General features: G+C 66.5%; 21 protein-coding genes. 15 read left to right on the top strand and 6 right to left on the bottom strand.

Going from position 1 to position 21,620, the window contains the following annotated elements; all coding sequences use genetic code 11:
* Positions 1-767: 767 nt before the first annotated feature.
* Complete coding sequence (locus VER16_RS17145; RefSeq protein WP_324810038.1) at positions 768-1,187, top strand: H-NS histone family protein; 420 nt, start codon at positions 768-770, stop codon at positions 1,185-1,187.
* A gap of 101 nt (positions 1,188-1,288) precedes the next feature.
* Positions 1,289-2,275, top strand: coding sequence for a glycoside hydrolase family 43 protein (locus VER16_RS17140; RefSeq protein ID WP_324810036.1), 987 nt, complete (start codon positions 1,289-1,291; stop codon positions 2,273-2,275).
* Between the two features lie 21 nt (positions 2,276-2,296).
* Here the strand turns inward: VER16_RS17140 and VER16_RS17135 are convergent, their stop codons facing one another.
* The gene (locus VER16_RS17135; RefSeq protein WP_324810034.1) at positions 2,297-2,938 is read right to left on the bottom strand and encodes a glutathione S-transferase family protein; all 642 of its coding nucleotides are present in this window, start codon (positions 2,936-2,938) and stop codon (positions 2,297-2,299) included.
* 149 nt (positions 2,939-3,087) lie between these two features.
* Between VER16_RS17135 and VER16_RS17130 the strand changes: the two genes are divergently transcribed.
* The 3 genes from VER16_RS17130 (at position 3,088) to VER16_RS17120 (ending at position 4,841) form a co-directional block, all read left to right on the top strand.
* Positions 3,088-3,411 carry a hypothetical protein gene (locus VER16_RS17130; protein ID WP_324810032.1) on the top strand — a complete coding sequence of 108 codons (324 nt, stop codon included), beginning with the start codon at positions 3,088-3,090 and terminating at the stop codon, positions 3,409-3,411.
* Between the two features lie 194 nt (positions 3,412-3,605).
* On the top strand, positions 3,606-4,058 hold the full coding sequence (locus VER16_RS17125) for a PA2169 family four-helix-bundle protein (RefSeq protein WP_150453060.1): 453 nt from the start codon (positions 3,606-3,608) through the stop codon (positions 4,056-4,058).
* Between the two features lie 162 nt (positions 4,059-4,220).
* Complete coding sequence (locus VER16_RS17120) at positions 4,221-4,841, top strand: hypothetical protein (RefSeq protein WP_324810028.1); 621 nt, start codon at positions 4,221-4,223, stop codon at positions 4,839-4,841.
* 49 nt (positions 4,842-4,890) lie between these two features.
* On the opposite strand, the gene VER16_RS17115 is transcribed toward VER16_RS17120, so the two are convergent.
* Positions 4,891-5,232, bottom strand: coding sequence for a KGG domain-containing protein (locus VER16_RS17115; RefSeq protein ID WP_324810027.1), 342 nt, complete (start codon positions 5,230-5,232; stop codon positions 4,891-4,893).
* A gap of 233 nt (positions 5,233-5,465) precedes the next feature.
* On the opposite strand from VER16_RS17115, the gene VER16_RS17110 reads away from it, so the two are divergent.
* On the top strand, positions 5,466-6,359 hold the full coding sequence (locus VER16_RS17110; RefSeq protein WP_324810025.1) for an NAD(P)-dependent oxidoreductase: 894 nt from the start codon (positions 5,466-5,468) through the stop codon (positions 6,357-6,359).
* Between the two features lie 313 nt (positions 6,360-6,672).
* Positions 6,673-9,207 (top strand): methyl-accepting chemotaxis protein, encoded by a 2,535-nt coding sequence (locus VER16_RS17105; protein ID WP_324810023.1) that lies wholly within the window; start codon positions 6,673-6,675, stop codon positions 9,205-9,207.
* 80 nt (positions 9,208-9,287) lie between these two features.
* Here VER16_RS17105 and VER16_RS17100 read toward each other — a convergent pair whose 3' ends face one another.
* Positions 9,288-9,674 (bottom strand): DUF2628 domain-containing protein, encoded by a 387-nt coding sequence (locus VER16_RS17100; protein WP_324810021.1) that lies wholly within the window; start codon positions 9,672-9,674, stop codon positions 9,288-9,290.
* A 215-nt stretch (positions 9,675-9,889) separates the two neighbouring features.
* Between VER16_RS17100 and VER16_RS17095 the strand changes: the two genes are divergently transcribed.
* The 6 genes from VER16_RS17095 to hemC all read left to right on the top strand — a co-directional run bounded on the left by VER16_RS17095 (position 9,890) and on the right by hemC (position 16,394).
* Positions 9,890-10,057: a hypothetical protein gene (locus VER16_RS17095; protein WP_324810019.1), complete on the top strand. Its 168-nt coding sequence runs from the start codon at positions 9,890-9,892 to the stop codon at positions 10,055-10,057.
* A 447-nt stretch (positions 10,058-10,504) separates the two neighbouring features.
* Complete coding sequence (gene mdoH, locus VER16_RS17090; protein ID WP_324810017.1) at positions 10,505-12,433, top strand: glucans biosynthesis glucosyltransferase MdoH; 1,929 nt, start codon at positions 10,505-10,507, stop codon at positions 12,431-12,433.
* Between the two features lie 50 nt (positions 12,434-12,483).
* Positions 12,484-13,143 carry an alpha/beta hydrolase gene (locus VER16_RS17085; RefSeq protein WP_324810015.1) on the top strand — a complete coding sequence of 220 codons (660 nt, stop codon included), beginning with the start codon at positions 12,484-12,486 and terminating at the stop codon, positions 13,141-13,143.
* Positions 13,144-13,146: 3 nt separating this feature from the next.
* On the top strand, positions 13,147-14,190 hold the full coding sequence (locus VER16_RS17080) for a sensor histidine kinase (protein WP_324810013.1): 1,044 nt from the start codon (positions 13,147-13,149) through the stop codon (positions 14,188-14,190).
* 10 nt (positions 14,191-14,200) lie between these two features.
* Positions 14,201-14,932 (top strand): LytR/AlgR family response regulator transcription factor, encoded by a 732-nt coding sequence (locus VER16_RS17075; RefSeq protein ID WP_414716063.1) that lies wholly within the window; start codon positions 14,201-14,203, stop codon positions 14,930-14,932.
* Between the two features lie 550 nt (positions 14,933-15,482).
* Positions 15,483-16,394: a hydroxymethylbilane synthase gene (hemC, locus tag VER16_RS17070; protein WP_324810009.1), complete on the top strand. Its 912-nt coding sequence runs from the start codon at positions 15,483-15,485 to the stop codon at positions 16,392-16,394.
* Positions 16,395-16,528: 134 nt separating this feature from the next.
* On the opposite strand, the gene VER16_RS17065 is transcribed toward hemC, so the two are convergent.
* Complete coding sequence (locus VER16_RS17065) at positions 16,529-17,305, bottom strand: DUF481 domain-containing protein (RefSeq protein WP_324810007.1); 777 nt, start codon at positions 17,303-17,305, stop codon at positions 16,529-16,531.
* A 107-nt stretch (positions 17,306-17,412) separates the two neighbouring features.
* A complete protein-coding gene (locus VER16_RS17060; protein WP_324810006.1) occupies positions 17,413-18,012 on the bottom strand; it encodes a hypothetical protein in 600 nt (199 codons plus the stop codon).
* An 80-nt stretch (positions 18,013-18,092) separates the two neighbouring features.
* Here VER16_RS17060 and VER16_RS17055 point away from each other — a divergent pair, with 80 nt between their 5' ends.
* Positions 18,093-19,064, top strand: coding sequence for a YafY family protein (locus VER16_RS17055; RefSeq protein WP_324810003.1), 972 nt, complete (start codon positions 18,093-18,095; stop codon positions 19,062-19,064).
* A 28-nt stretch (positions 19,065-19,092) separates the two neighbouring features.
* Complete coding sequence (locus VER16_RS17050) at positions 19,093-19,887, top strand: MetQ/NlpA family ABC transporter substrate-binding protein (protein WP_324810001.1); 795 nt, start codon at positions 19,093-19,095, stop codon at positions 19,885-19,887.
* Between the two features lie 102 nt (positions 19,888-19,989).
* Here the strand turns inward: VER16_RS17050 and glpK are convergent, their stop codons facing one another.
* On the bottom strand, positions 19,990-21,489 hold the full coding sequence (gene glpK / locus VER16_RS17045) for a glycerol kinase GlpK (RefSeq protein WP_324809999.1): 1,500 nt from the start codon (positions 21,487-21,489) through the stop codon (positions 19,990-19,992).
* Positions 21,490-21,620: the final 131 nt, after the last annotated feature.

The following is a 21,620-nucleotide window of genomic DNA, read 5'->3' as shown; positions in this document are numbered from 1 at the left end:
AAGTCCTTTGCCGTCGCTGTGGCAAGGTGTGTCACGCCACGCGTTCATCTGGGTCGCACGACCTGGTTGATGCGCTGCGGCCAAGTTGGGCCATCCAGCGAATGCTTGCGCCGTTGCTCACCTCAATCGGCAACATGACACGCTCTCCCCAGTTCAATTGACTGGACTGCTCTCCCATGCCTGCACCCAATGTGATCGTTGGGTGTTGTACTTGGAGGTTGAGTCTAAGCCATGTTGACGTTTTTGACTTGGTTTTGGATTGCTTTCATGGTTCAGAAGCCACAGTTGGCTAGATTATTTTGGTAGGAATATGCGTGCCTTGAGGGTGCGGAAGTGCATTTTTAGCTGGTCTACTGCTTTCCCCGTGCATGTCGATAGGCAGTGATCCGTTGTGAGCCTCGACACACCAGTGCTGAGGGTCAGCCAAAGCTGATAGGTTGATAGCATGGACTATCTGATCATGATGGCTGTTCTTGTTCTAGTTTTCGTCGTGTTCTGTGTGGGGATTGTATTCACCTATGGTGTGACCTCTTTCATCCTTGAGTTGCTTACGCGAGTGTTCTCCGAGTGTTCCTGCTCTTGCCGGAACGACTGTCCATGCCGCCGGTCCTCCGGACGAGGGCGATCAGATTGAACAGTGATGAGGCCAGCGCAGCCCGTGTAGCTCGAGGATTCACGCGCTGATGAGACTGAGGAGTGGGTAATTCTTTCTTGTCATCATTAAAGGAAACTTGACACCCAGCCCGCCGCAGTAGACCTTTCTCCGCATGACTATCAATATCGAATCGCTCAGCCTTCGGGAGCTGGGCGCTCTGGTGGCTGCGGCCGAACAGCGCAAAGCCCTCATCACCACCCGCCGCCCGGCCGCCGCCGTGCGCCGCCTGCTGAAGGCCGCTGCCGCTGAAGCCGGTTACACCATCGAAGAACTCTTCGGTGACGAAGCCGGTGAAGCACCCGCACCCGCACGCAAACCCGCCCGACCTAAATCCGGCAAGGTCGCACCCAAGTACCGCGATCCGGAATACAAGCGCCTGACCTGGACCGGCCGTGGCCGCATGCCGCGTTGGCTGGCACACAAGGTGTCCATGGGCCACAAGGTCACCGATTTCCTGATTCCGGGCCTGGCCAAGCCGACCGCGGGCAAGACCAGCAGCATCGGCAAGCGCACCGTCATCAAGAAAGCCTGAGGCCTGCGTCCCACTCCCGTGCATTGGGTGGGGCTGCCTGCGCGTTCCGCATCTGAATCGATCTAATATGCTCCCATCTATCCAGCACGGGAGCGCACGGCATGGCGTTGGGCAAGTGGATGATGGCCGCCTGCATGGCAGCAGCATTGGCAACGGGCGCGCAGGCCGCGCCGCCGGTCACCTCGGGTAATCCGATCCTGCAGGGCTGGTATGCCGACCCGGAAGCCGCGGTGTTCAACAACCGCTACTGGATATTCCCGACCACCTCCGCCGAGTACGACGCGCAGACCACCTTCGATGCGTTCTCCTCGCCCGATCTGGTGCACTGGATCAAACACGCCGACGTTCTTAACGCCAAGCACGTGCCCTGGGCCAAACGCGCGATGTGGGCGCCATCCGTGGTGGAAAACAAGGGCAAGTACTACTTCTTCTTCGCCGCCAACGACATCAAGAACGATAGCGAGCTGGGTGGCATCGGCGTAGCCGTGGCCGGCCGCCCGGAAGGCCCTTACAAGGATCTGCTCGGCAAGCCGCTTGTGGGCGCCTTCCATAATGGCGCGCAGCCCATCGACCAGTTCGTGTTCAAGGATGACGATGGCGCCTGGTACATGATCTACGGCGGCTGGAAACACGCAAACATCGTGCGCCTGAAGGACGATTTCAGCGGCGTGCTGCCGCTGGCCGATGGTTCGCTGTTCAAGGAAATCACGCCGGCGCCGGAGTACGTGGAAGGCCCGCTGATGTTCAAGCGCGGTGGGCGCTACTACTTCATGTGGTCCGAGGGCGGCTGGGGCGGCCCGGATTACACGGTGGCCTATGCCATTGCCGATGCACCCACCGGCCCGTTCAAGCGCGTCGGCACGGTGCTGCAGCAGGATGAGGCCATCGCCACCAGCGCCGGCCACAACTCGGTGATCCAAGTGCCGGTCACCGACCGCTGGTACATCGTCTACCACCGTCGCCCGCACGGTGACACCGCCCGTGACCACCGCGAGACCGCCATCGAGCGGATGGAATTCGATGCGCAGGGCCACATCCTGCCAGTGAAGATCACCCATGAGGGCGTGGCAGCCGATCCGCTGCGCTGAGGCCAGCGCAGCGGCAAGGAATCAGGCGTTCTGGAACACCGCCAGCTGCGCGGCAAACGCGCGCTGGTAGGCCGGCCGCGCCGTCGCGCGCGCCACGTAGTCAGCCAACCCGGGGAACTCATCGACGATACCGCTGCTCTTCAAGCGCAGCAGCACCGACACCATCAGCAGGTCGCCGGAACTGAACGCGCCGTCCAGCCACGGGCCGTCGCCCAGCCGCGTCGACAGTTCCTGCAGCCGCCGCCGCACGCGCTCGTCCAGCATCACCAGCCGCTGCGCGTACCAGGGCTGTTCGCGCTCCAGCACCCAGGCCATCGAACGCTCGACAATCGGAGGCTCCACGGTGTTCAGCGCGGCGAACATCCACACGATCGCGCGCATGCGGCCGTTCGCATCCGCAGGCAGCAGGCCCGGATGCTGTTCGGCCAGGTGCAGGATGATCGCGCCGGATTCAAATAGCTGCAGGTCGCCGTCCTGCCAGGTGGGAATCTGCCCAAATGGGTGGCGCGTACGGTGTGCGGGTTCCTTCATCTCAGCAAAGGTCAGCAGCTGCACGTCGTAGGCGATGCCCAGTTCCTCCAGCGCCCAGCGCACGCGCATGTCGCGGGCCAGGCCCTGGCCGCGGTCGGGGGAAGTGGCGAAGGCGGTTAGGATCGGGTGCATGGTGGTGCTCCTGCAGGCGACGGGCCTGCCTTTCCTGTTCCGACGAATGACGGGGGCGGGAATCGACACCTGGCCGCACCTACCTGAGCATTTACCGAAAGGGACCGCTGTCGGATACTTCAGCGACGCTCCACCGAGGTCATGGAACCATGAGACACCGTCGTCCCGCCCTCGTGCCGCTTCCTTCTCCCCGCGAGGATGACGCATCGTTTCTTGCGTTCGCGTGGTTCCGGGAGGAAGAGTACGCCATCTTCAAGGCGCTCCTGCCTGAGCGTGACTGGCACGATACGTTTGCCGAGTGGGAGAAAGATATTGAGCGCCACGTGTGGCTCGCCAGAGTGAGTGGGGTCGGCACTCTCCGGGTGACAGTGGCGGTGGCTGACTTTGTGGAATGGTGCTTGGCAAGCGATCTGCCCGTCGAGTCGTCTTCGCTGTCGAAATTCGCGTCAGCGCATGGCGCACTGTCTGAGTGATGAGCACGTGCGCAATCGTTCTCGTCGCGTGAATCACATGCAAGAGAGCGTGAACAGTCAGTTGCCGTTCGAGACAGTGATTCCTGCATAAAACAGTGCTCACCCGCGCCGCACATGCACTTCTCCACTCTGGTCCTGCAGGCAACGGACACACCGCTGCCCTCATCCCGCAGACCCGATCAAGGAGAAACACCATGAGCACCCAGTCCACCATCGAACACCGCCTCAACGACCTGATCGAGATCGCCCGCGACGGCAAGTCGTTCTACGAAGAGGCCGCGACCAAGGTGAAGGACACCGAGCTGTCCGCACTGTTCGTGCGCATCGCCGGCGTCAAGGCGCGCATCGTCTCCTCACTGAGCAGCGCGGTCGTCGCCACCGGCGGCAAGCCGGCCGAGCACGGCACCATGGTCGGTTCCATGCAGCAGTTCTACGGCAAGGTGCGCGCTGCCTTCGGTGATACCAACTACGGCTACGTCGCCGAGCTGGAAGAATCGGAAGACCGCCTGCTGGCTGCGTTCAAGGACGTGCTGAACGACAACGACCTGCCGCCGGCCGTGCGCCAGGAAGTGACCGCGTGGCTGCCGGAAGTGCAGGATTGCCACCGCGTGATGCGCGACCGCAAGCATGCGATGAAGGCGGCCTGATCGCTGCAGCCGCATGGCCAAGGCCGTTCGCGGGGCCCCGCTTCAAGCGGGGCCTTTTTGTTTCCCGTAGCCTGGGCCTGCAGCCCGTGGCGGCTTGGCTGTGGCCGCGCTAGGATGCGCGCACGAACCCCTGGGGCGAAAGGCATGAAAAGGATGTCATGGGTGGGTGGCGTGCTGTTGCTGGCGCTGGCGGGTTGCAAGGTGGCGTATGTGAAACCGGATTCGGTGCTCGCGCCGGACCAGGGCGTGGTGCTGATGTCCACCCACTGCGGCCGTGGGGTCAATGTCCTGATGGTGCATGCCAGCGGCACCGCGCCCGTGCAGGGTGGCCACGTCGTCGAGTTCGCGTGCCGTGGTGGGCTGATGGCCGTACCGATGAAACAGGGCCGCTATTACGTGGGCGTCCTGTTAGGGAACCCCATGGTCAGGCCGGAGGCTCATGCCGAGCTGGCGTCCGTGTCGTTCACTGTGGTCCCAGGCCAGATTACTTATATCGGTGAAATCAATGCCACGTGGCAGAGCACGCCGATGGACGTGACGGGCGGTACCCTCTACGTGAGCGACCGGGCAGATGAATCGCTGCAGCTGGTGAAGCGCCGGCAGCCCTGGCTGCTGGAACGGCACCCGTTCAAGGTACAACTGGCGCGCGCAGCAAGCGGCCAGCCATCGCCAGCCGAGGTGGATGCGTTTCGCACCAGTTGCCCTGACGAGGCCTGCCGGGAAAAGGTGGCCCCGCCGCTGGACATGTATTGCCCCACCCGTGGGTCATGCGCCGCGCCCTGATGAGAGGCCGGTGATGTGCCATCGCAGGTGCGGGTGAGGCAGGGTACTGTCAGCGCTGCTGCCCGGGCGTGGGTCGCGGCCACGCCGATGCGGCAGGCGTCTGTTGCTCTTGCTCTTGCTGCTGCTGCTGCATCTGCATCTGCTGCTGACGCTGCGCATTGGCATGCCGTGCATGTCCGCCTTCGCGGCCAATGGCCGCCATGTGCTGGCGATTGCGGCTGATTGCCACGCCGCCTTTGCGGCCGGCCACGCGCGCCTCGGCGGAATCAAATTCATGCGCGTTACCCGAGGCATGCGCAGCGCGCCCGCCTTTGGCTGCAATCGTACGCTGCTTGTCTTCATCCATCGATGCAAAACCGCGGTTCTGCCCGCCGTGGGGTGCAGTGGCCATGCTGTGTCTCCTGTGCGGAAGGGGCGCCGCCTGCGCGGACGACCGGTCCCATGCTGCACAGCCAAGGCTAACGACAGGTGGACATCCCTGCGCCCGCATTCACGCGGGAAATGCACGTGTTTGACGCCGTGTTATCGAAGGCGCTGTGTGAACAGGCTATCGCCGCACCATCCTGCATGCCTAGAATCAACGTATCCCGGTAGCTCCCGGGCGCTGTTGAGTGAATGGATTCAATGAAGATCCTGTTGACCGGAAGTTCGGGGCGGATCGGCCGCGCGATCTTCGGTGCGCTGGCTGCCGAGCATGACGTGGTGGGGCTGGACCGCAGCCCGTTCAACACCACCCGCATCATCGCCGATGTCACTGACCGCCAGGCGCTTGAGCGTGCGCTGCGGGGTGTCGACGCGGTGATCCATACCGCCGCCCTGCATGCGCCGCATGTCGGCCTGGTGCCTGATGCGGTGTTCCAGCAGATCAATGTCGACGCTACCGCGCAGATGCTGCAGCTGGCCCAGCAGGCCGGCGCCCGCCGCTTCGTGCTGACCAGCACCACGGCGCTGTACGGCCACGCAGTGGTGGCCGGTGGTTGCCGCTGGATCGATGAATCCACCGAGCCGCTGCCGCGCACCATCTATCACCGCACCAAGCTGCAGGCCGAAGCGCTGGCTGAGCAGGCAGCGGGCGAGGGCTTTGACGTGCGCGTGCTGCGCATGGCGCGCTGCTTCCCCGAGCCGCCTGAGCGCATGGCGATGTTCCGCCTGCACCGCGGTATCGACGCACGTGACGTGGCCAGTGCCCATGCGGCGCTGTTGGGGGATGACGGTGGCAGCTTCCAGCGCTACATCGCCTGTGCGGCCACGCCGTTCCATCGCAGCGACTGCTTGGAGCTGGCGGCCAATCCGCGGCAGGTGCTGGCGCGGCGGGTGCCACAGCTGCTGGCCGAGTTCGAACGGCGCGGCTGGCCGCTGCCGCTGAGCATCGATCGTGTCTACGACAGCGGCCGCCTGCGCCGGGCGCTGGGCTGGCAGCCGCGTTTCGGCCCGGAGGGCGTACTGCAGCAGTACGCGGCGGGCAGCATCGAAGTGCTGCCGCGGATGCAGTGGCTGGGCGACCGCGTCGATTCGTAGCGTCGAGCTTGCTCGACGGCTCTGCTTTTGTAGAGTCGAGCCATGCTCGACTGGCCGTGCCAGAAGCAGTCGAGCAAGATCGACTCTACCCACGGCGGCGTCGAGCAAGTCCGGTGCCACCCGCAAATCTGACCGGATTCAGGTTCCAGTTCGCAGTTTTCCTCAACCGTCCCCGCGCCTTGCCGCTAACCCGGTACGTGCCTTGCCACCGTGGGTTCCGATCCACAGCCGGCAGGTGGCGGCGCGAGGGATCGCGCATCTGCGCGGTGCCGTCGTGGTGCCGGTTGTCCTGAACTGCCTGCGGATCCTCCCCATGCCTTCTTCCCGCTCTGCCGCTGCCCGCCGCCCGGGCAGCATCGCCCACAAGCTGATGCTGGGCACCGCCTTGATCGCGCTGCTGTGCTTCGGTGTGACCGCCTTCCTGATCTACCGCCAGGCCAGCGCCAGCCTGGTCGGCGCCTCGCGCCAGACCATGGCCAGCGAAGCAAACGCCGAGGCGCGCAAGGTCGCCGCTGATCTCGGCACGGCCTTTGCCAGCAACGATGCCATGGCCGAAGCGGTACTGGCCCAGCGTGCCCGCGGCGACGTGCCCGACCGTGCTGCGTTGGCCGCCATCATCGGCGAACAGCTGCATGCGCACCCGGAGTGGGTGGGCAAGAGCACGATGTGGGAGCCCAATGCCTTCGATGGCAGGGATGCGGACTTCGTCAACACCGAAGCGCATGACGACACCGGTCGCTTCATGAGCTACTGGGCCTGGCAGGAGGGCAAGCCGCAGCAGTCGCCGTTGACCGACTACACCGATACTCCCAGTGGTTCCGGTGACTGGTACATGGGGCCCAGCCGCGACAGGCTTTCCAAGGTCAGTGAACCCTATTCCTATGCCATCGGCGGCCAGCAGGTGCTGATGAGCACCCTCACCACGCCGATCGTGGAAAACGGCACGTTCCTGGGTGTGTTCACCGTGGACTTCTCGCTGGCGGCGCTGCAGAAGCACCTGGCGACGCTGACCCCGATGGGCGCCGGCCGGGTCGAACTGCTTTCGCCCAAGGGCGTGGTGCTGGCGGCGGCCGATGCGGCCGAAATCGGCAAGCCGCGCACCGATGCTGGCACCCTGAAGATGCTGGCGCAGATTGCCGAAGGCAGGACCTTCGAGGCGTTCGAGCCGGATGCTGCCGGCAACGTGCGCCTGTACGTACCGATGCAGGTGGGCAGCGCCCCGCAGCGTTTTGCACTGGGCGTGGTGGTGCCGCATGCGGTGATCGTGGCCGAGGCGCGGCAGCTGCTGTGGCTGACCCTGCTGGTGGGCGTACTGGCCGCGCTTACCCTCAGTGCGGGTGTCTACGTGCTGCTGCGCCGCCTGGCCATCCGTCCGCTGGCCGAAGCCGTGCGCATCGCCGGCGACGTAGCGGCTGGCAGGCTGGACACGGCCATGCCAGCGCGCGGCAACGATGAAGTGGGTCGCCTGCTGGAGGCAATGCAGGGCATGCGTGGCACGCTGCAGGCGGTGATGACCGCGCAGGCGGAGATGGCGCAGCGCCATGACGAGGGCCAGATCAGCTACCGCATGGATGCCAGCGCGTTCCCCGGCGAGTACGGCCGCATGGTGGCCGACAGCAACCAGCTGGTGGCGTCCAGCACCGCGGTCACCCAGCGCCTGGTGGAGGTGATGCAGCGCTATGCGGTGGGCGACCTCAGTGTGGACATGGAGGCCCTGCCGGGCGAGAAGGCGGTGTTCACCGCCGCCATGGCCACCACCAAGGCCAACCTGGGTGCCATCAACGAGCAGATCCAGCAGCTTGCGGCTGCAGCCGCCGCAGGCGACTTCGCGGTGCGTGGCGACAGCCAGCGCTTCGAGCACGACTTCCGCCGCATGGTGGAAACGCTCAACACCATGATGCAGGTGAGCGACCAGAACCTGGCCGCGCTGTCCACGCTGCTGCGCGCGATTGCCGCCGGTGACCTGAGCACGCGCATGCAGGGTGATTTCCACGGTGTGTTCGCGGTGATGCGTGACGATGCCAACAGCACGGTGCAGCAGCTGACCCGGATCGTCGGCCAGATCCAGCAGTCGGCGGCCAGCATCCGCCTGGCTGCGGGCGAGATCGCCTCGGGTAACAGCGATCTGTCGCGCCGTACCGAACAGCAGGCCGCCAACCTGGAAGAAACCGCCGCGTCGATGGAGGAGCTGACCTCCACCGTGCGCCAGAACGCCGAACATGCCCAGCAGGCCAACAGCCTGGCGGCGTCGGCGGCGGGCGTGGCCAGCGAGGGCGGGCAGGTGGTCAGCCAGGTGGTGCGGACCATGGAGCAGATCGAGGATTCGTCGCAGCGCATCGCCGAGATCATCTCGGTGATCGACGGCATCGCCTTCCAGACCAACATCCTGGCGCTCAATGCGGCGGTGGAAGCGGCGCGCGCGGGTGAACAGGGCAGGGGGTTTGCCGTGGTCGCCAGCGAAGTGCGCGCACTGGCCCAGCGCTCGGCCGGTGCGGCCAAGGAGATCAAGGGGCTGATCGACGCGTCGGTGGCGCAGGTCGGCGCCGGTGCGCAGCTGGTCCACGGCGCGGGCCGCACCATGCAGGACATCGTTGGCCAGGTCGGCCGGGTGAACGACATCATGGCTGAGATCTCAGCGGCCTCGCGCGAACAGTCGGCCGGCATCGAGCAGGTCAACCAGACCGTGGTGCAGATGGACGAAACCACCCAGCAGAATGCGGCGCTGGTGGAAGAGGCCACCGCTGCCGCACGGGCGATGGAAGACCAGGCCGAGCAGCTGGCGGTGGCGGTGTCGCGCTTCCGCCTGCAGCCTGAGGTTCCGGCGGCTGCCACCCTGCGCGCTGCCTGATGATGGAAACGACGACGCCCGGCCGGAGCCGGGCGTCGTCGGAGCAGCCTGCCGGGCGGGTGCCCGGCGTCGGCGGCAGCTTAGAACATGCCTTCGAAGGGGTTCCAGCTGGTGTTGCCCTTCACTTTTTCCTGGTAGTAGCTGTAGTTGGTGCTGGAGGCGACCAGGAAGCTGGTGGCGAACCACAGCGCCCGGACCACGATCTCCGGCAGCACGAAGACCAGCACGATCAGCGCGCAGTAGATGCCAACGACCACGATGGCCTTGCGCCACATGCCCAGGATCAGCAGGTAGATCCAGTTGAAGAAGAAGGCGAAGAAGTTGATGTTGACCTTCAGGCGGTCGCCGAAGGACAGGGCCTTCCAGGCCTGCTTGAAGCCGGGCTCCTTGGGGGCGCCGTGCTGCTGGAAGAAGTTGAAGCGGAACTGCCACTTGGGGCTGTACTGATTGAGATCGACTGCGTTCACGGATGGGGACGTCCCTGTGAGAAAACGTTTTTATGATAAATGCCTCGCATTCAGGAAACCAGTCTGACCCGTCAAAAATGTGACGCTGAACCCGTTGAGCCCTTGCGTCCGAGCGCCGCACCGTCACCCACCCGCCTTGTTTTTAGGATAGGGTGCGCAGTTCCGCTGCCGTTCGGGCCTTGCCCCGGCGTCTGCGGGACGTCCACGGAGGTTGCATGACCACACCTGTTACACCGGAAAACGCACCCGGACCGGTGCTTCTGCCGACACCCGAAGTGGTGCAGGCGCAACAACTGCTCGCCCGCCAGCAACTGGCGGTGGCGATGGACCGCGCGCGCGCGGCGAACCGCGATCCCGCAGCGCCTGAGGCGACCCTGCCCTGACGGGCGATGATGAGGTTTTGACGTGGTAGGTGCCAACCTTGGTTGGCACGCTTCTACACGGGATGCGCGGCGCCAACCGAGGTTGGCGACTACCGGGACGGCGGATCCCTGGTTGGGAATCATTATTATTTTGCTCGATCCAGTTTCCGCCCCGCCTGCGTCGGCACGGCATGCTCGGGCCCGCCATCGCCCGCTGTTTGCTGAATGGGGGAATTTCCCGGCGTAGACCTTCGCGCCCGGCTTACATTTGGCACCCTAGACTGAGCCGCATTTTCGATTCCGCCCCGTTGGAGATCGTGTGGGTTCCGGTAGTGACAGACATCGACTGCGCGGCGTGACGCCGTCGCAGGCAGGACAAGTGCGGGCGCCGGGAATGCGCGCGGGGAACCCTGGTGCGTGCCGCCTGGCCAGGAAGGCCAGCCGTGCAGCCTGGGCGGAGTAGACGCGATGGAAGCTCAAGCCACCTCCCACGCCGGCTCGGGCAACCCCGAGCTGGATGCCGGCTGGGCGCTGTTGCCGCCCGAAGCGCCCCTGCAGATGCCCGAGCAGACCCTGCGCGAAGGCAAGCTCAAGGTCCCGCGCCACCGCACCTCGCCGCGCATGATCAAGCTGCGCCGCCTGTACCTGTTCGGTGGCACTGCGGCGATGACTGCCGTGGCCACGCGGATGATGTGGCGGGTGCTGTCCACCAACGGCATCAGCGTGCTCGAAGCCTGCCTGCTGGTGCTGTTCGTCGGTCTGTTCGCCTGGATCGCGTTGTCCTTCGCCAGTGCCGTGGCCGGCTTCCTGACTGCCGTGTTCGACCGCGGCTACCGCCTGGGCATCGACCCGGATAAACCGCTACCGATCGTGCACAGTCGCACCGCGCTGCTGATGCCCACCTACAACGAAGACCCGCGGCGCCTGCTGGCCGGCCTGCGCGCGATCTACGAATCGGTGGCCGCCACCGGGCAACTGGAACGCTTCGATTTCTTCGTGCTCAGCGACACCCGTCGCGAGGACATCGCACGTGCCGAGGAGCAGGTCTTCAATGAACTGCGCGGGCTGGTGCCCGATGGCAATGTGCGCCTGTTCTACCGCCGCCGCAGCGACAACGGCGCGCGCAAGGCCGGCAACATCGCCGACTGGGTGCGCCGTTTCGGCGGCGCCTACCCGCAGATGCTGATCCTGGACGCGGACAGCCTGATGACCGGTGACAGCATCGTGCGCCTGGTGGCCGGCATGGAACACAACGCCGATGTCGGCCTGATCCAGACCCTGCCGTCGGTGATTGGTGGACGCACCCTGTTTGCCCGCATGCAGCAGTTCGGGGGGCGCGTGTACGGGCCGGTGATCGCCCGGGGTGTGGCCTGGTGGCATGGCGCCGAGAGCAACTACTGGGGCCATAACGCGATCATCCGCACCCGCGCCTTCGCCGACCAGGCCGGCCTGCCGGCACTGCCCGGCCGCAAGCCGTTCGGCGGCCACGTGCTCAGCCACGATTTCGTCGAAGCCGCGCTGATGCGCCGGGGCGGCTGGGCCGCGCACATGGTGCCTTACCTCGGCGGCAGCTACGAGGAAGGCCCGCCGACCCTGACCGACATGCTGGTGCGCGACCGCCGCTGGTGCCAGGGCAACCTGCAGCACGGCAAGGTGGTCGGCAGCAGCGGCCTGCACTGGATCAGCCGCGTGCACATGCTGATCGGCATCGGCCATTACTTCACTGCGCCGATGTGGGGCATGCTGATGCTGATCGGCATCGCCATCCCGCTGTTCCAGGAAGGCATCGATTTCAACGCGCTGCTGCACCTCTCGCCCAGCGTCTACTGGCGCGCACAGGATGAGGAGCAGGTGGTGCGCCTGTTCGGCGCGACCATGGCCGTGCTGCTGCTGCCGAAGGTGCTGGGCTACCTGGCCATGCTGCTGGACCCGGTGGATCGCCGTGGCTGCGGTGGTGCGCTCCGCGCGTTCGTGTCGATGCTGGTGGAAACCGTGCTGGCGGCGCTGATGGCGCCGGTGGTGATGTACGTGCAGTCGCGCGGCGTGGCCGAAGTGCTGTCCGGCCGCGATTCGGGCTGGGATGCGCAGCAGCGCGACGACGGTGGCATTTCCTGGATGGCCCTGATCCGTGGCTATGGCGGACTGGGTGTGTTCGGTGCCTTCATGGGCATGCTGGCCTGGGCGGTGTCGCCCTCGTTGGCTGCGTGGATGGCACCGGTGGTGATCGGCATGGTGCTGGCCATTCCGGTGGTGGCGCTGACGTCTTCGCGCGGGCCCGGTGGCTTCCTGCACCGCCTGGGGCTGCTGGACATCCCCGAGGAAAACACGCCGCCGCCCGTGCTGGTGCGGGCCGCCGAACTGCGCCGCGAAGCCGCCCAGCAGCCGCCGCTGTACTGATCGGCCCATGGCGGCGGCATAATGCGGCTCGAACTTGAAGGAGCCGCATCATGCTGCAAACGGTGGAACAGGAAACCGGCGCTTCGCCGCAATGGTCGGTGATCTGGCTGCATGGCCTGGGGGCCGATGGCCATGATTTCGCGCCCATCGTGCCCGAGCTGGTGCGCCCGCAGTGGCCGGCGCTGCGCTTCGTGTTCCCGCATGCACCGGTGCGGCCGATCACGATCAACAACGGCGTGCCGATGCGCGGCTGGTACGACATCGTCGGCATGGATTTCCGCTCGCGTGCCGACATGGCCGGCGTGCGTGAATCGGTGGCCCAGCTGGACGCGCTGATCGCGCGCGAGATCGAGCGTGGCATCGCTGCTGACCACATCTTCCTGGCCGGCTTCTCGCAGGGCGGCGCGGTCATCCTCAGCGCCGCGCTGGAGCGCACCGCGCCGCTGGCCGGCCTGATCGCACTGTCCACCTACCTGCCTGATGCCGAAGCGGCCCGCCGCGTCGACGGCGCCGTCGACGTGCCGGTGTTCATGGCCCACGGCAGTGGTGACCCGGTGATTCCGCTGGCGGTGGCCGAGCACAGCGCGCAGGTGCTGCGCACGCTGGGCCTGTCGCTGCAGTGGCAGCGCTACCCGATGGCGCACCAGGTGTGTGCCGAGGAAATCCAGGCGCTGGGCGACTGGCTGCAGGAACGGCTGGGCGTGGCCTGAGCCATGGCAGCCAGCGCCAGCCCGCCGTGGATGCCGGAACTGTGCCGCCTGCCGCGCCTTCTGGCGATGCTGGGGCTGGCCGAACTGGTGGTGGTGGTGCTGGCCCTGGCCCCCGATGGCAGCCGTCACTGGACATTGGGCGAGCTGGCCTCGGCCAGTGGCTTCGCGTTGTGGCTCTCGCTGGCGGTCAGCGCCTGCCTGTGCCTGCTGCGGCGGGCGCTGTCGACCCTGCCCGAGGCGCTGGGCGCGGTGCTGGCCATCGCGCTGTCAGCGCTGATCGCGGTGGCCTGTGCCGGCGTCGTCCATGCGTTGTACGCGGTGCTGGGCGACAATTTCACCCGCGGCATCAGCTTCTGGCGCTTCACCCTGGGCAGCGCCGCGACCACGGCGCTCATCACCGCGCTGGCGCTGCGCTACTTCTATGTGAGTGACCGCTGGGCGGCGCAGATACAGGCCAACGCGCGCGCCCAGGCCGACGCGCTGCAGGCGCGCATCCGCCCGCATTTCCTGTTCAACAGCATGAACCTGATCGCCAGCCTGCTGCATCGCGATCCGGCGGTGGCCGAACGCGCGGTGCTGGATCTGTCCGACCTGTTCCGCGCCGCGCTCGGTGCCGGCGAAGGCGATTCCACCCTGCAGGCCGAGTGCGAACTGGCCGAGCGCTACCTGTCGATTGAATCGCTGCGCCTGGGCGATCGCCTGCAGGTGCGCTGGCAGCGCGAGGAGCCGCTGCCCTGGGATCTGCCGCTGCCGCGCCTGGTGCTGCAGCCGCTGGTGGAAAACGCGGTGCTGCACGGTATTTCGCGCCTGCCCGACGGCGGCACCATCGAGCTGCTGCTGGCCTGCAGGAACAATGAGCTGCAGATCACAGTTCGCAATCCGGCCCCGGACCCACAGGCCCCGGGCCTGGCCCTCGCCCGGGGCGCAGGCCATGCGCAGCACAGCATCGGCCACCGCCTGGCATGGCGTTTTGGCCGGGCCGCGCGGATGACGGCTGGCTGGAGCGAAGGCTACTATGCCTGTCAGGTGACAGTGCCGATCCAGTGAGGGAATGATCGTGAGGGTAGTCATCGCCGATGACGAACCGCTGGCCCGCGAGCGCCTGCGCAGCCTGCTGGCCGCGCAGGAGGGCATCGATGTGGTGGCCGAGGCCGGCAACGGCGAACAGGCCCTGCACGCCTGTGCGGAACTGCAGCCCGACCTGGTGCTGCTGGATATCGCCATGCCCGGCCTGGATGGCCTGGAGGCCGCACGCCATCTGGCCAGTTTCGAACCGCGCCCGGCCGTGGTGTTCTGCACGGCCTACGATGCGCATGCGCTGTCGGCATTCGAAGCGGCGGCAATCGACTACCTGATGAAGCCGGTGCGTGCAGAGCGCCTGGCAGCGGCGATCGCGCGCGCGCGTACGTTCCTGGCCGGCCGCAGTGGCCAGCCCGAACAGAGCAGTGGCGGCCAGGCCCGCAGCATGGTGTGCGCACGGCTGCGTGGCAGTCTGCGGCTGATTCCGCTGGACGACATCCACTACCTGCAGGCCGAAGAAAAGTACGTGGTGGTGCACCACGCGCGCGGCGAAGACCTGATCGAGGAATCGCTGAAATCGCTGGAAGAGGAGTTCGCCAGCCGTTTCGTGCGCATCCATCGCAACTGCCTGGTGGCCCGCCATGAGCTGGTGGAGCTGCGGCGTGGCGTGGGCGGGCAGGTGCAGGCGGTGCTGCGGCATGGCAAGCAGCCGCTGGAGGTGAGCCGTCGCTGCGTGGCGACGCTGAAGCAGGAACTGCGGCATCTGTAGGTGTCCGCGCGGCCTGCGGCCGCGACTGCTTACGAGCAACGTCTGAAGCAACAGCAACAGCCGGTTGGTCGGCTCTGTGCTGTTGCGTGTTGAGTGAGGCGGGATGGGCGGGCGGGACACGCCGTAAACCCATCCATGGGGGCTCGATGGCGCCATCCATGGCGCCAACGGTCCCGCCCGCCCATCCCGCCTCACCCTCGCGAATTTCCCGGTGACGGATGGCAAAGGCATTGTTGTTATCGGAGGGGGTAAGAGGGGTCAGATCCCTTTTCCTGCGGAAAAGGGATCTGACCCCGGAAGCCGCCGGCTTTTGATTTTTCTTTTGATCTTCCGTGGCTGGCGCGCACGGAAACTGTCAGGGGCCGGGGCGGTGGGGTCAGGCGGGGTGTCCGCGGCATGGATGCCGCGGCCAAGCCCCCATGGATGGGTTCACGGCGTCCCCGCCTGACCCCACCGCCCCGGCTAAGCGCGCCTTCCAACCGCAACCCGCACCCGCCACGAGGGGCTCCGCCGTTGGCCGTATCCCGCCGATAGGCGCGATAATGCCCGCATGGAAACCGTCCGCATCGCCACCCGCAAGAGCCCGCTCGCCCTCTGGCAGAGCGAACACGTCGCCGACCGCCTGCGCCAGCACCATCCCGGCCTGCACGTGGAGCTGGTGCCGATGAGCACCCGCGGTGACGAGGTGCTCGACCGCTCGCTGGCCGCCATCGGTGGCAAGGGCCTGTTCCTGAAGGAACTGGAGCTGGCGATGCTGCGCGGTGAGGCCGACTGCGCGGTGCACTCGCTGAAGGATGTGCCGATGGAACTGGATGCGCCCTTCGCACTGCCGGCCATGCTGACCCGCCACGATCCGGCCGATGGCTTCGTGTCCAACCTGTACGCCTCACTGGATGCGCTGCCCATCGGTGCGCGCGTGGGCACGTCCTCGCTGCGCCGCCAGGCCCAGCTGCGTGCGCTGCGTCCTGACCTGCAGCTGCTGGACCTGCGCGGCAACGTCAACACCCGCCTGGCCAAGCTGGACAACGGTGGCTACGACGCCATCGTGCTGGCCGTGGCCGGGCTGGAACGTTTGGGCCTGGGCGATCGCATCGTCGCCCGCCTGCAGCCGCCGCAGTGGCTGCCGGCGCCGGCGCAGGGCGCGGTGGCGGTGGAGTGTGATGGTGGCAATGCGCGGCTGATGACGCTGTTCGCCGGCCTGGACGATGCGGACACACGTGCCTGCGTGGAGGCGGAGCGGGCGATGAACCGCGCGCTGCATGGCAGCTGCCATGTGCCGGTGGCCGCCATTGCGCAGTGGCAGGGCCAGGACCTGCACCTGCAGGGCATGGTTGGCAGCGCCAGTGATGGTCGCGCGGTGCGCGCCGAGGCGGTGGGCCCGGCCAGCAGCCCGGACGCATTGGGCCAGCAGGTGGCGAAGATGCTGCTGGATGCGGGCGCAGGCGAACTGCTGAACGTCTGAAGCGTGCCTCTGTAGAGTCGAGCCATGCTCGACTGAGGCTTTCGTAGAGTCGAGCTTGCTCGACTGGCTGGCCAACAGCAGTCGAGCATGGCTCGACTCTACAAAAGAAGACGGGCGCCTGGGGCGCCCGTTTCTCATTTGAACTTGTAGACCACGTTCATCGTGGTCAGGGTGTCCGTCCTGCGCTTGTCGTCGGCGACATCGCTGTTGTAACGGGCCTGCCAGCCGGCCTTCAGGGCCAGGTGCTCGTTCATGCTCACCGACACGCCGAAATCATTCTGGCCAAAGGTGTTGTACGAGCCCGATTCGACCAGCAGGGTGTTGACCAGATCGGTGTTGGCGGTGATCGCGTACTTCAGGTCGAACTGGCCCTGGCCGATCAGGCCGGTACGGGTGCGGTCGTCCTCGGTGCTGTGGGTGCGGCTGACACCCGGGCCAAGCAGGGCGTCGAAGGAGAACTTCTCGGTGTTGAACAGGCGCGTACCGTAGCCCATGCCGAACGAGCTGCGGCGGTCGTAGGTGGCGAAGTCATCGCGTTCGGTACGCACCTTGGCGAACAGCTGGCGGTGTTCGCCCAGCTGCAGCGCGCTGCCGGCGGCGCCGGTATAGCGGTTGGCCGTGGTGTTGTCGCGGCGGGTGGTGGTGCCGTCGTCGTTGGTCTCGGTCACCTTGGAGCTGGAGCGCAGGCCGAACAGGTCCATGGTGTGCACCCAGTCGCCATCGGTGTAGCGCAGGCGCAGGGCGCCATTGAAGCTCTCGGTGCTGCTGTTGCCGCTGGCCGCGGCAAAGCCCAGTTCGCCGCCACTGCCGCTCCACGGCGAGGTCATCGCCGCCAGTTCGGAGGCATCCTGGGCATAGGCCAGGGGTGCGCACAGCAGCAGGGGCACAAGCAGGGACACGCGCAGGGACATCGAGGGCTCTCCGAAGCGGTTAACAACCCGTGATGATACTGGAAGCACCATGACCGTCAGAACGGGGTTGCAGCGCCGCTTCAGCAGGCGTTGCCGCCGGCGCCCATTCAGGGGCGGTCGATGCGCAGCGCGGGGTCGTTGAAGCGTGAGTAGCGCAGACGCAGCTGGTAAGGGCGGCCCTGGTTGCTGCCGCTGCGCACGATCTGCCGCGGCAGGCCCTGGTCGTCCACCCAGTATTCCAGCCGCTCGCCGGCCGCGCCCAGCAGGCGGTAGTGGCGGGTGTCGACCCCGTCCAGCGACTGCCGGCCCAGGTCCTCGGCCTTCATCGGGGTGGACGGTACGTCCCCGGTCAGCGGTTGCCTCCATTGATCCAGCAATCCAGCAGGCGTCGGCACCTGGCGGGTCGCACCCGCAGACTGAAGGAACATGGTGTCGCCGATGATCGTCTGCGGCCCGGACGCGGTCTGCAGGCGGAAGCGGTCGGGGGCTACAAAGTCCATGCTGCTGCGTACCGGCAGGGCGGCGCCTTCCACATCCAGTTCGGCATGGAAGCTGCGCACCTCGGCCAGGCGCTGGCTGGCCCCCCGCACCGCTTCAGCCGGATCGGCTGCCGGTACCGGGCCCTGCGAGGTGGCCGGGGACGGGGAACGATCACAGGCCGCCAGGAGCAGGCAGGCCAGCAGGGGCAGGGCAGGCAGGCGGGGCATCGGGCGTTCCATCGGGCAGAAGGCGCCCACGATAGCCCAAAGCCCCCGCACAACGCCCGCGACTCGGACATAATCGGGGCATGGACCGATACGAACGCATCACCGCCCTGCATCGTCTGCTCAAGTCCGCACGCTATCCGGTGACGGTGGCGACCCTGCAGGACAAGCTCGGTTGTTCCCGTGCCACCGTCTACCGTGATCTGGCCTTCCTGCGCGACGCGCTGATGGCTCCGATCGAGGGCGACGGCGAGGCCGGCTTCCGTTACCAGGCCGACGAAAGCGACCGCTTCGAGCTGCCCGGCCTCTGGCTCAGCTCGGAGGAGCTGCACGCCCTGCTGGCCTCGCAACACCTGCTGGCACGTACCGGCGGCGGCGTGCTGTCGTCGGTGCTGGCACCGCTGCAGCAGCGCATTGAAAGCCTGCTCGCGGCGCAGGCCGGCGTTTCCAACTGGCCGGTGGACCGGGTGCGGGTGATCCCGCACCGTGGCCGCAAGTTCGACGAAGGCAGTTTCCGCACCGTCGCCTCGGCCGTGCTGGAGCGCAAGCAGCTGGCGTTCGAGTACCGCGCCCGTTCCACCGATGAGTCGACCCGGCGCAGGGTTTCCCCGCAGCGCCTGACCCACTACCGCGACAACTGGTATCTGGATGCCTGGGACCACGACCGCGACGCGCTGCGCAGCTTTGCCGTGGACCGCGTGCACAAGGCACGGGTGGTCGACGACGGTGCCCGCGATGTGGCCGACGGCGAGCTGGATGAGCAGCTCGGCGCCAGCTACGGCATCTTCTCCGGCCCGCCCAAGGGCTGGGCGACCATCCTGTTCAGTGCCAAGGCCGCGCGCTGGGTGGCCGACGAGCACTGGCATTCCAAGCAGCAGGGCCGGTTCCTGGCCGATGGCCGCTACGAACTGAAGGTGCCCTACAGCGTCTCGCGTGAGCTGCTGATGGACGTGCTGCATTACGGTTCCGATGCCGAGATCGTCGAGCCGGTGATGCTGCGCGAGCAGGCCAAGGCACTGCTGGGCCTGGCCCTGACCAACTACGAAAAATCCTGATCCTCCCCCCGAGAGACTCTCTGTCCCCATGAAGAAGACCCTGTTGCTGCCCCTGTTCGCCGCTGCGCTGGCCCTGACCGCCTGCGGCAAGTCCGGCGAGCCCTCGCAGAAGCTGGTGGTGGCCGCCACCGCCGTGCCGCACGCGGAGATCTTGGAGGTGGTCAAGCCCATCCTCAAGCAGGAAGGCGTGGACCTGGACGTGCGCGTGTTCAATGACTACGTGCAGCCCAACGACCAGCTGGTGCAGAAGCAGGTGGATGCCAACTACTTCCAGACCGAGCCCTACCTGGATGCCTACAACCGTGACCGCAAGACCGACCTGACCAAGGTGATCGGCGTGCACATCGAGCCCTTCGGTGCGTACTCGCGCAAGGTCAAGTCGCTGGCCGACCTGCGTGAAGGCGCCGACGTGGTCATTCCCAATGACCCGAGCAACAACAGCCGCGCGCTGATCCTGCTGCACAAGGCCGGGGTGATCGAACTGAAGGACCCGACCAATGCGCTTTCCACCCAGCGCGACATCGTGTCCAACCCGAAGGAGCTGAAGTTCCGCGAGCTGGATTCGGCCATGCTGCCGCGTGTGCTGGACCAGGTCGACCTGGCCCTGATCAACACCAACTACGCGCTGGACGCCGGCCTGAACCCGACCCAGGATGCGCTGGCGATCGAGAGCAAGGATTCGCCGTACGTGAACTTCCTGGTCGCGCGCCCGGACAACAAGGACGACGCCCGCGTGCAGAAGCTGGCCAAGGCACTGACCAGCCCGCAGGTGAAGGCCTTCATCGAGAGCAAGTACAAGGGCGCGGTGCTGCCGGCGTTCTGACCTTCGGGCGCCGCCGCGTTGTCATGTAGAGCCGAGCCCATGCTCGGCTCTTTTTTTACGGCGTGCCGCCAACAGCAGCCGAGCATGGCTCGCGCTACAGTTTCAGTCGACGTGGAAGGCGAGGGTGGCCGCCACGGCCTGCTGCCAGCCGGCATACAGCTTCTCGCGCCGCGCCACCTCCATCTGCGGCTCGAAGCGGCGGTCCAGGCCCCATTGCGCGGCAATCTGTTCGCGGCTTTCCCAGAACCCGACCGCCAGCCCGGCCAGGTAGGCCGCACCCAGCGCCGTGGTTTCGGTCAGGCGTGGTCGCAGCAGCGGCACGCCGAGGATGTCGGCCTGGAACCCCGCCAGGAAATCATTGCCGATCGCACCGCCATCGGCGCGCAGTTCGCTCAGGGCGATGCCCGCATCCGATTGCATCGCATCGAGCACGTCACGGGTCTGGTAGGCCATCGCCTCCAGCGCCGCACGCACGAAGTGCGCCTTGCTGGTGCCACGGGTCAGGCCGAACATCGCCCCGCGCACATCGCTGCGCCAGTAGGGCGCACCCAAGCCGACAAAGGCAGGTACCAGGTAGGCGCCGCCGCTGTCTTCCACTTTCGCGGCCAGGGCCTGGCTGTCGCTGGCGCGGTCGATCATGCGCAGTTCGTCGCGCAGCCACTGCACCACTGATCCGGCAATGAAGATCGATCCTTCCAGCGCGTACTCCACGCGGCCATCCACACCCCAGGCGATGGTGGTCAGCAGGCCATTGCGCGAACGCACGGCCTGCGTGCCGGTGTGCATCAGCATGAAACAGCCGGTGCCATAGGTGTTCTTGACCATGCCCGGCTGGAAGCAGGCCTGGCCGAACAGTGCCGCCTGCTGGTCACCGGCGATGCCCGCGATCGGGATCGGGTGGTCGAAGAAGAACTGTGGCCGCGTATGCGCGTACACCGCGCTGGAGTCGTGCACGCTGGGCAGCATCGCGCGCGGGATGTCCAGCAGCGCCAGCAGGTCTTCGTCCCACTGCAGGGTGTGGATGTTGAACAGCAGGGTGCGCGCGGCGTTGCTGTAGTCGGTCACATGGGCCTGGCCGCCGCTGAGGTTCCAGACCAGCCAGCTGTCGATGGTGCCGAACAGCAGTTCGCCGCGTTCGGCACGCTGCTGGGCGCCGTCAACGTGGTCGAGGATCCAGCGCACCTTGGTGGCCGAGAAGTACGCATCGATCAGCAGGCCGGTGCGCTCGCGGATCAATGCTTCGTGGCCGTCGGAGCGCAGCCGTTCGCAGATCGCCTGGCTTTGCCGTGACTGCCAGACGATGGCGTTGTGAATCGGCTGGCCGGTGGCGCGGTCCCAGACCACGGTGGTCTCGCGCTGGTTGGTGATGCCCAGTGCGGCGATGTGCCGCGGGTCGATCTGCTCGCGGCTGAGCAGTTCGGTCATCGTTGCGTAGACGCTGGTGAGGATCTCGCGCGGATCGTGCTCCACCCAGCCCGGCTGCGGGAACAGCTGGCTGAACTCACGCTGTGCGCTGCCGACGATGGTGCCGGCGCGGTCGAACAGGATCGCGCGCGAACTGGTGGTGCCCTGGTCGATGGCCAGCACGTAGCGGGGCGTCATGGGGCATCTCCGGTGGTGATGGGGAAATCCTACGGCATCGCGATGGATGGCAACGGCGGGTGGTGCGCGATTGCCTGTGATCTGTAGCGTCGAGCTTGCTCGACTGCTTTTCGCGGCAGTCGAGCAAGCTC

Origin of the sequence: Stenotrophomonas sp. (assembly GCF_035634915.1) — a bacterium.
GTDB lineage: Bacteria > Pseudomonadota > Gammaproteobacteria > Xanthomonadales > Xanthomonadaceae > Stenotrophomonas.
The sequence above is the reverse complement of the archived record's forward strand: the minus strand, read 5'-3'. Positions and strand labels throughout refer to the sequence as shown.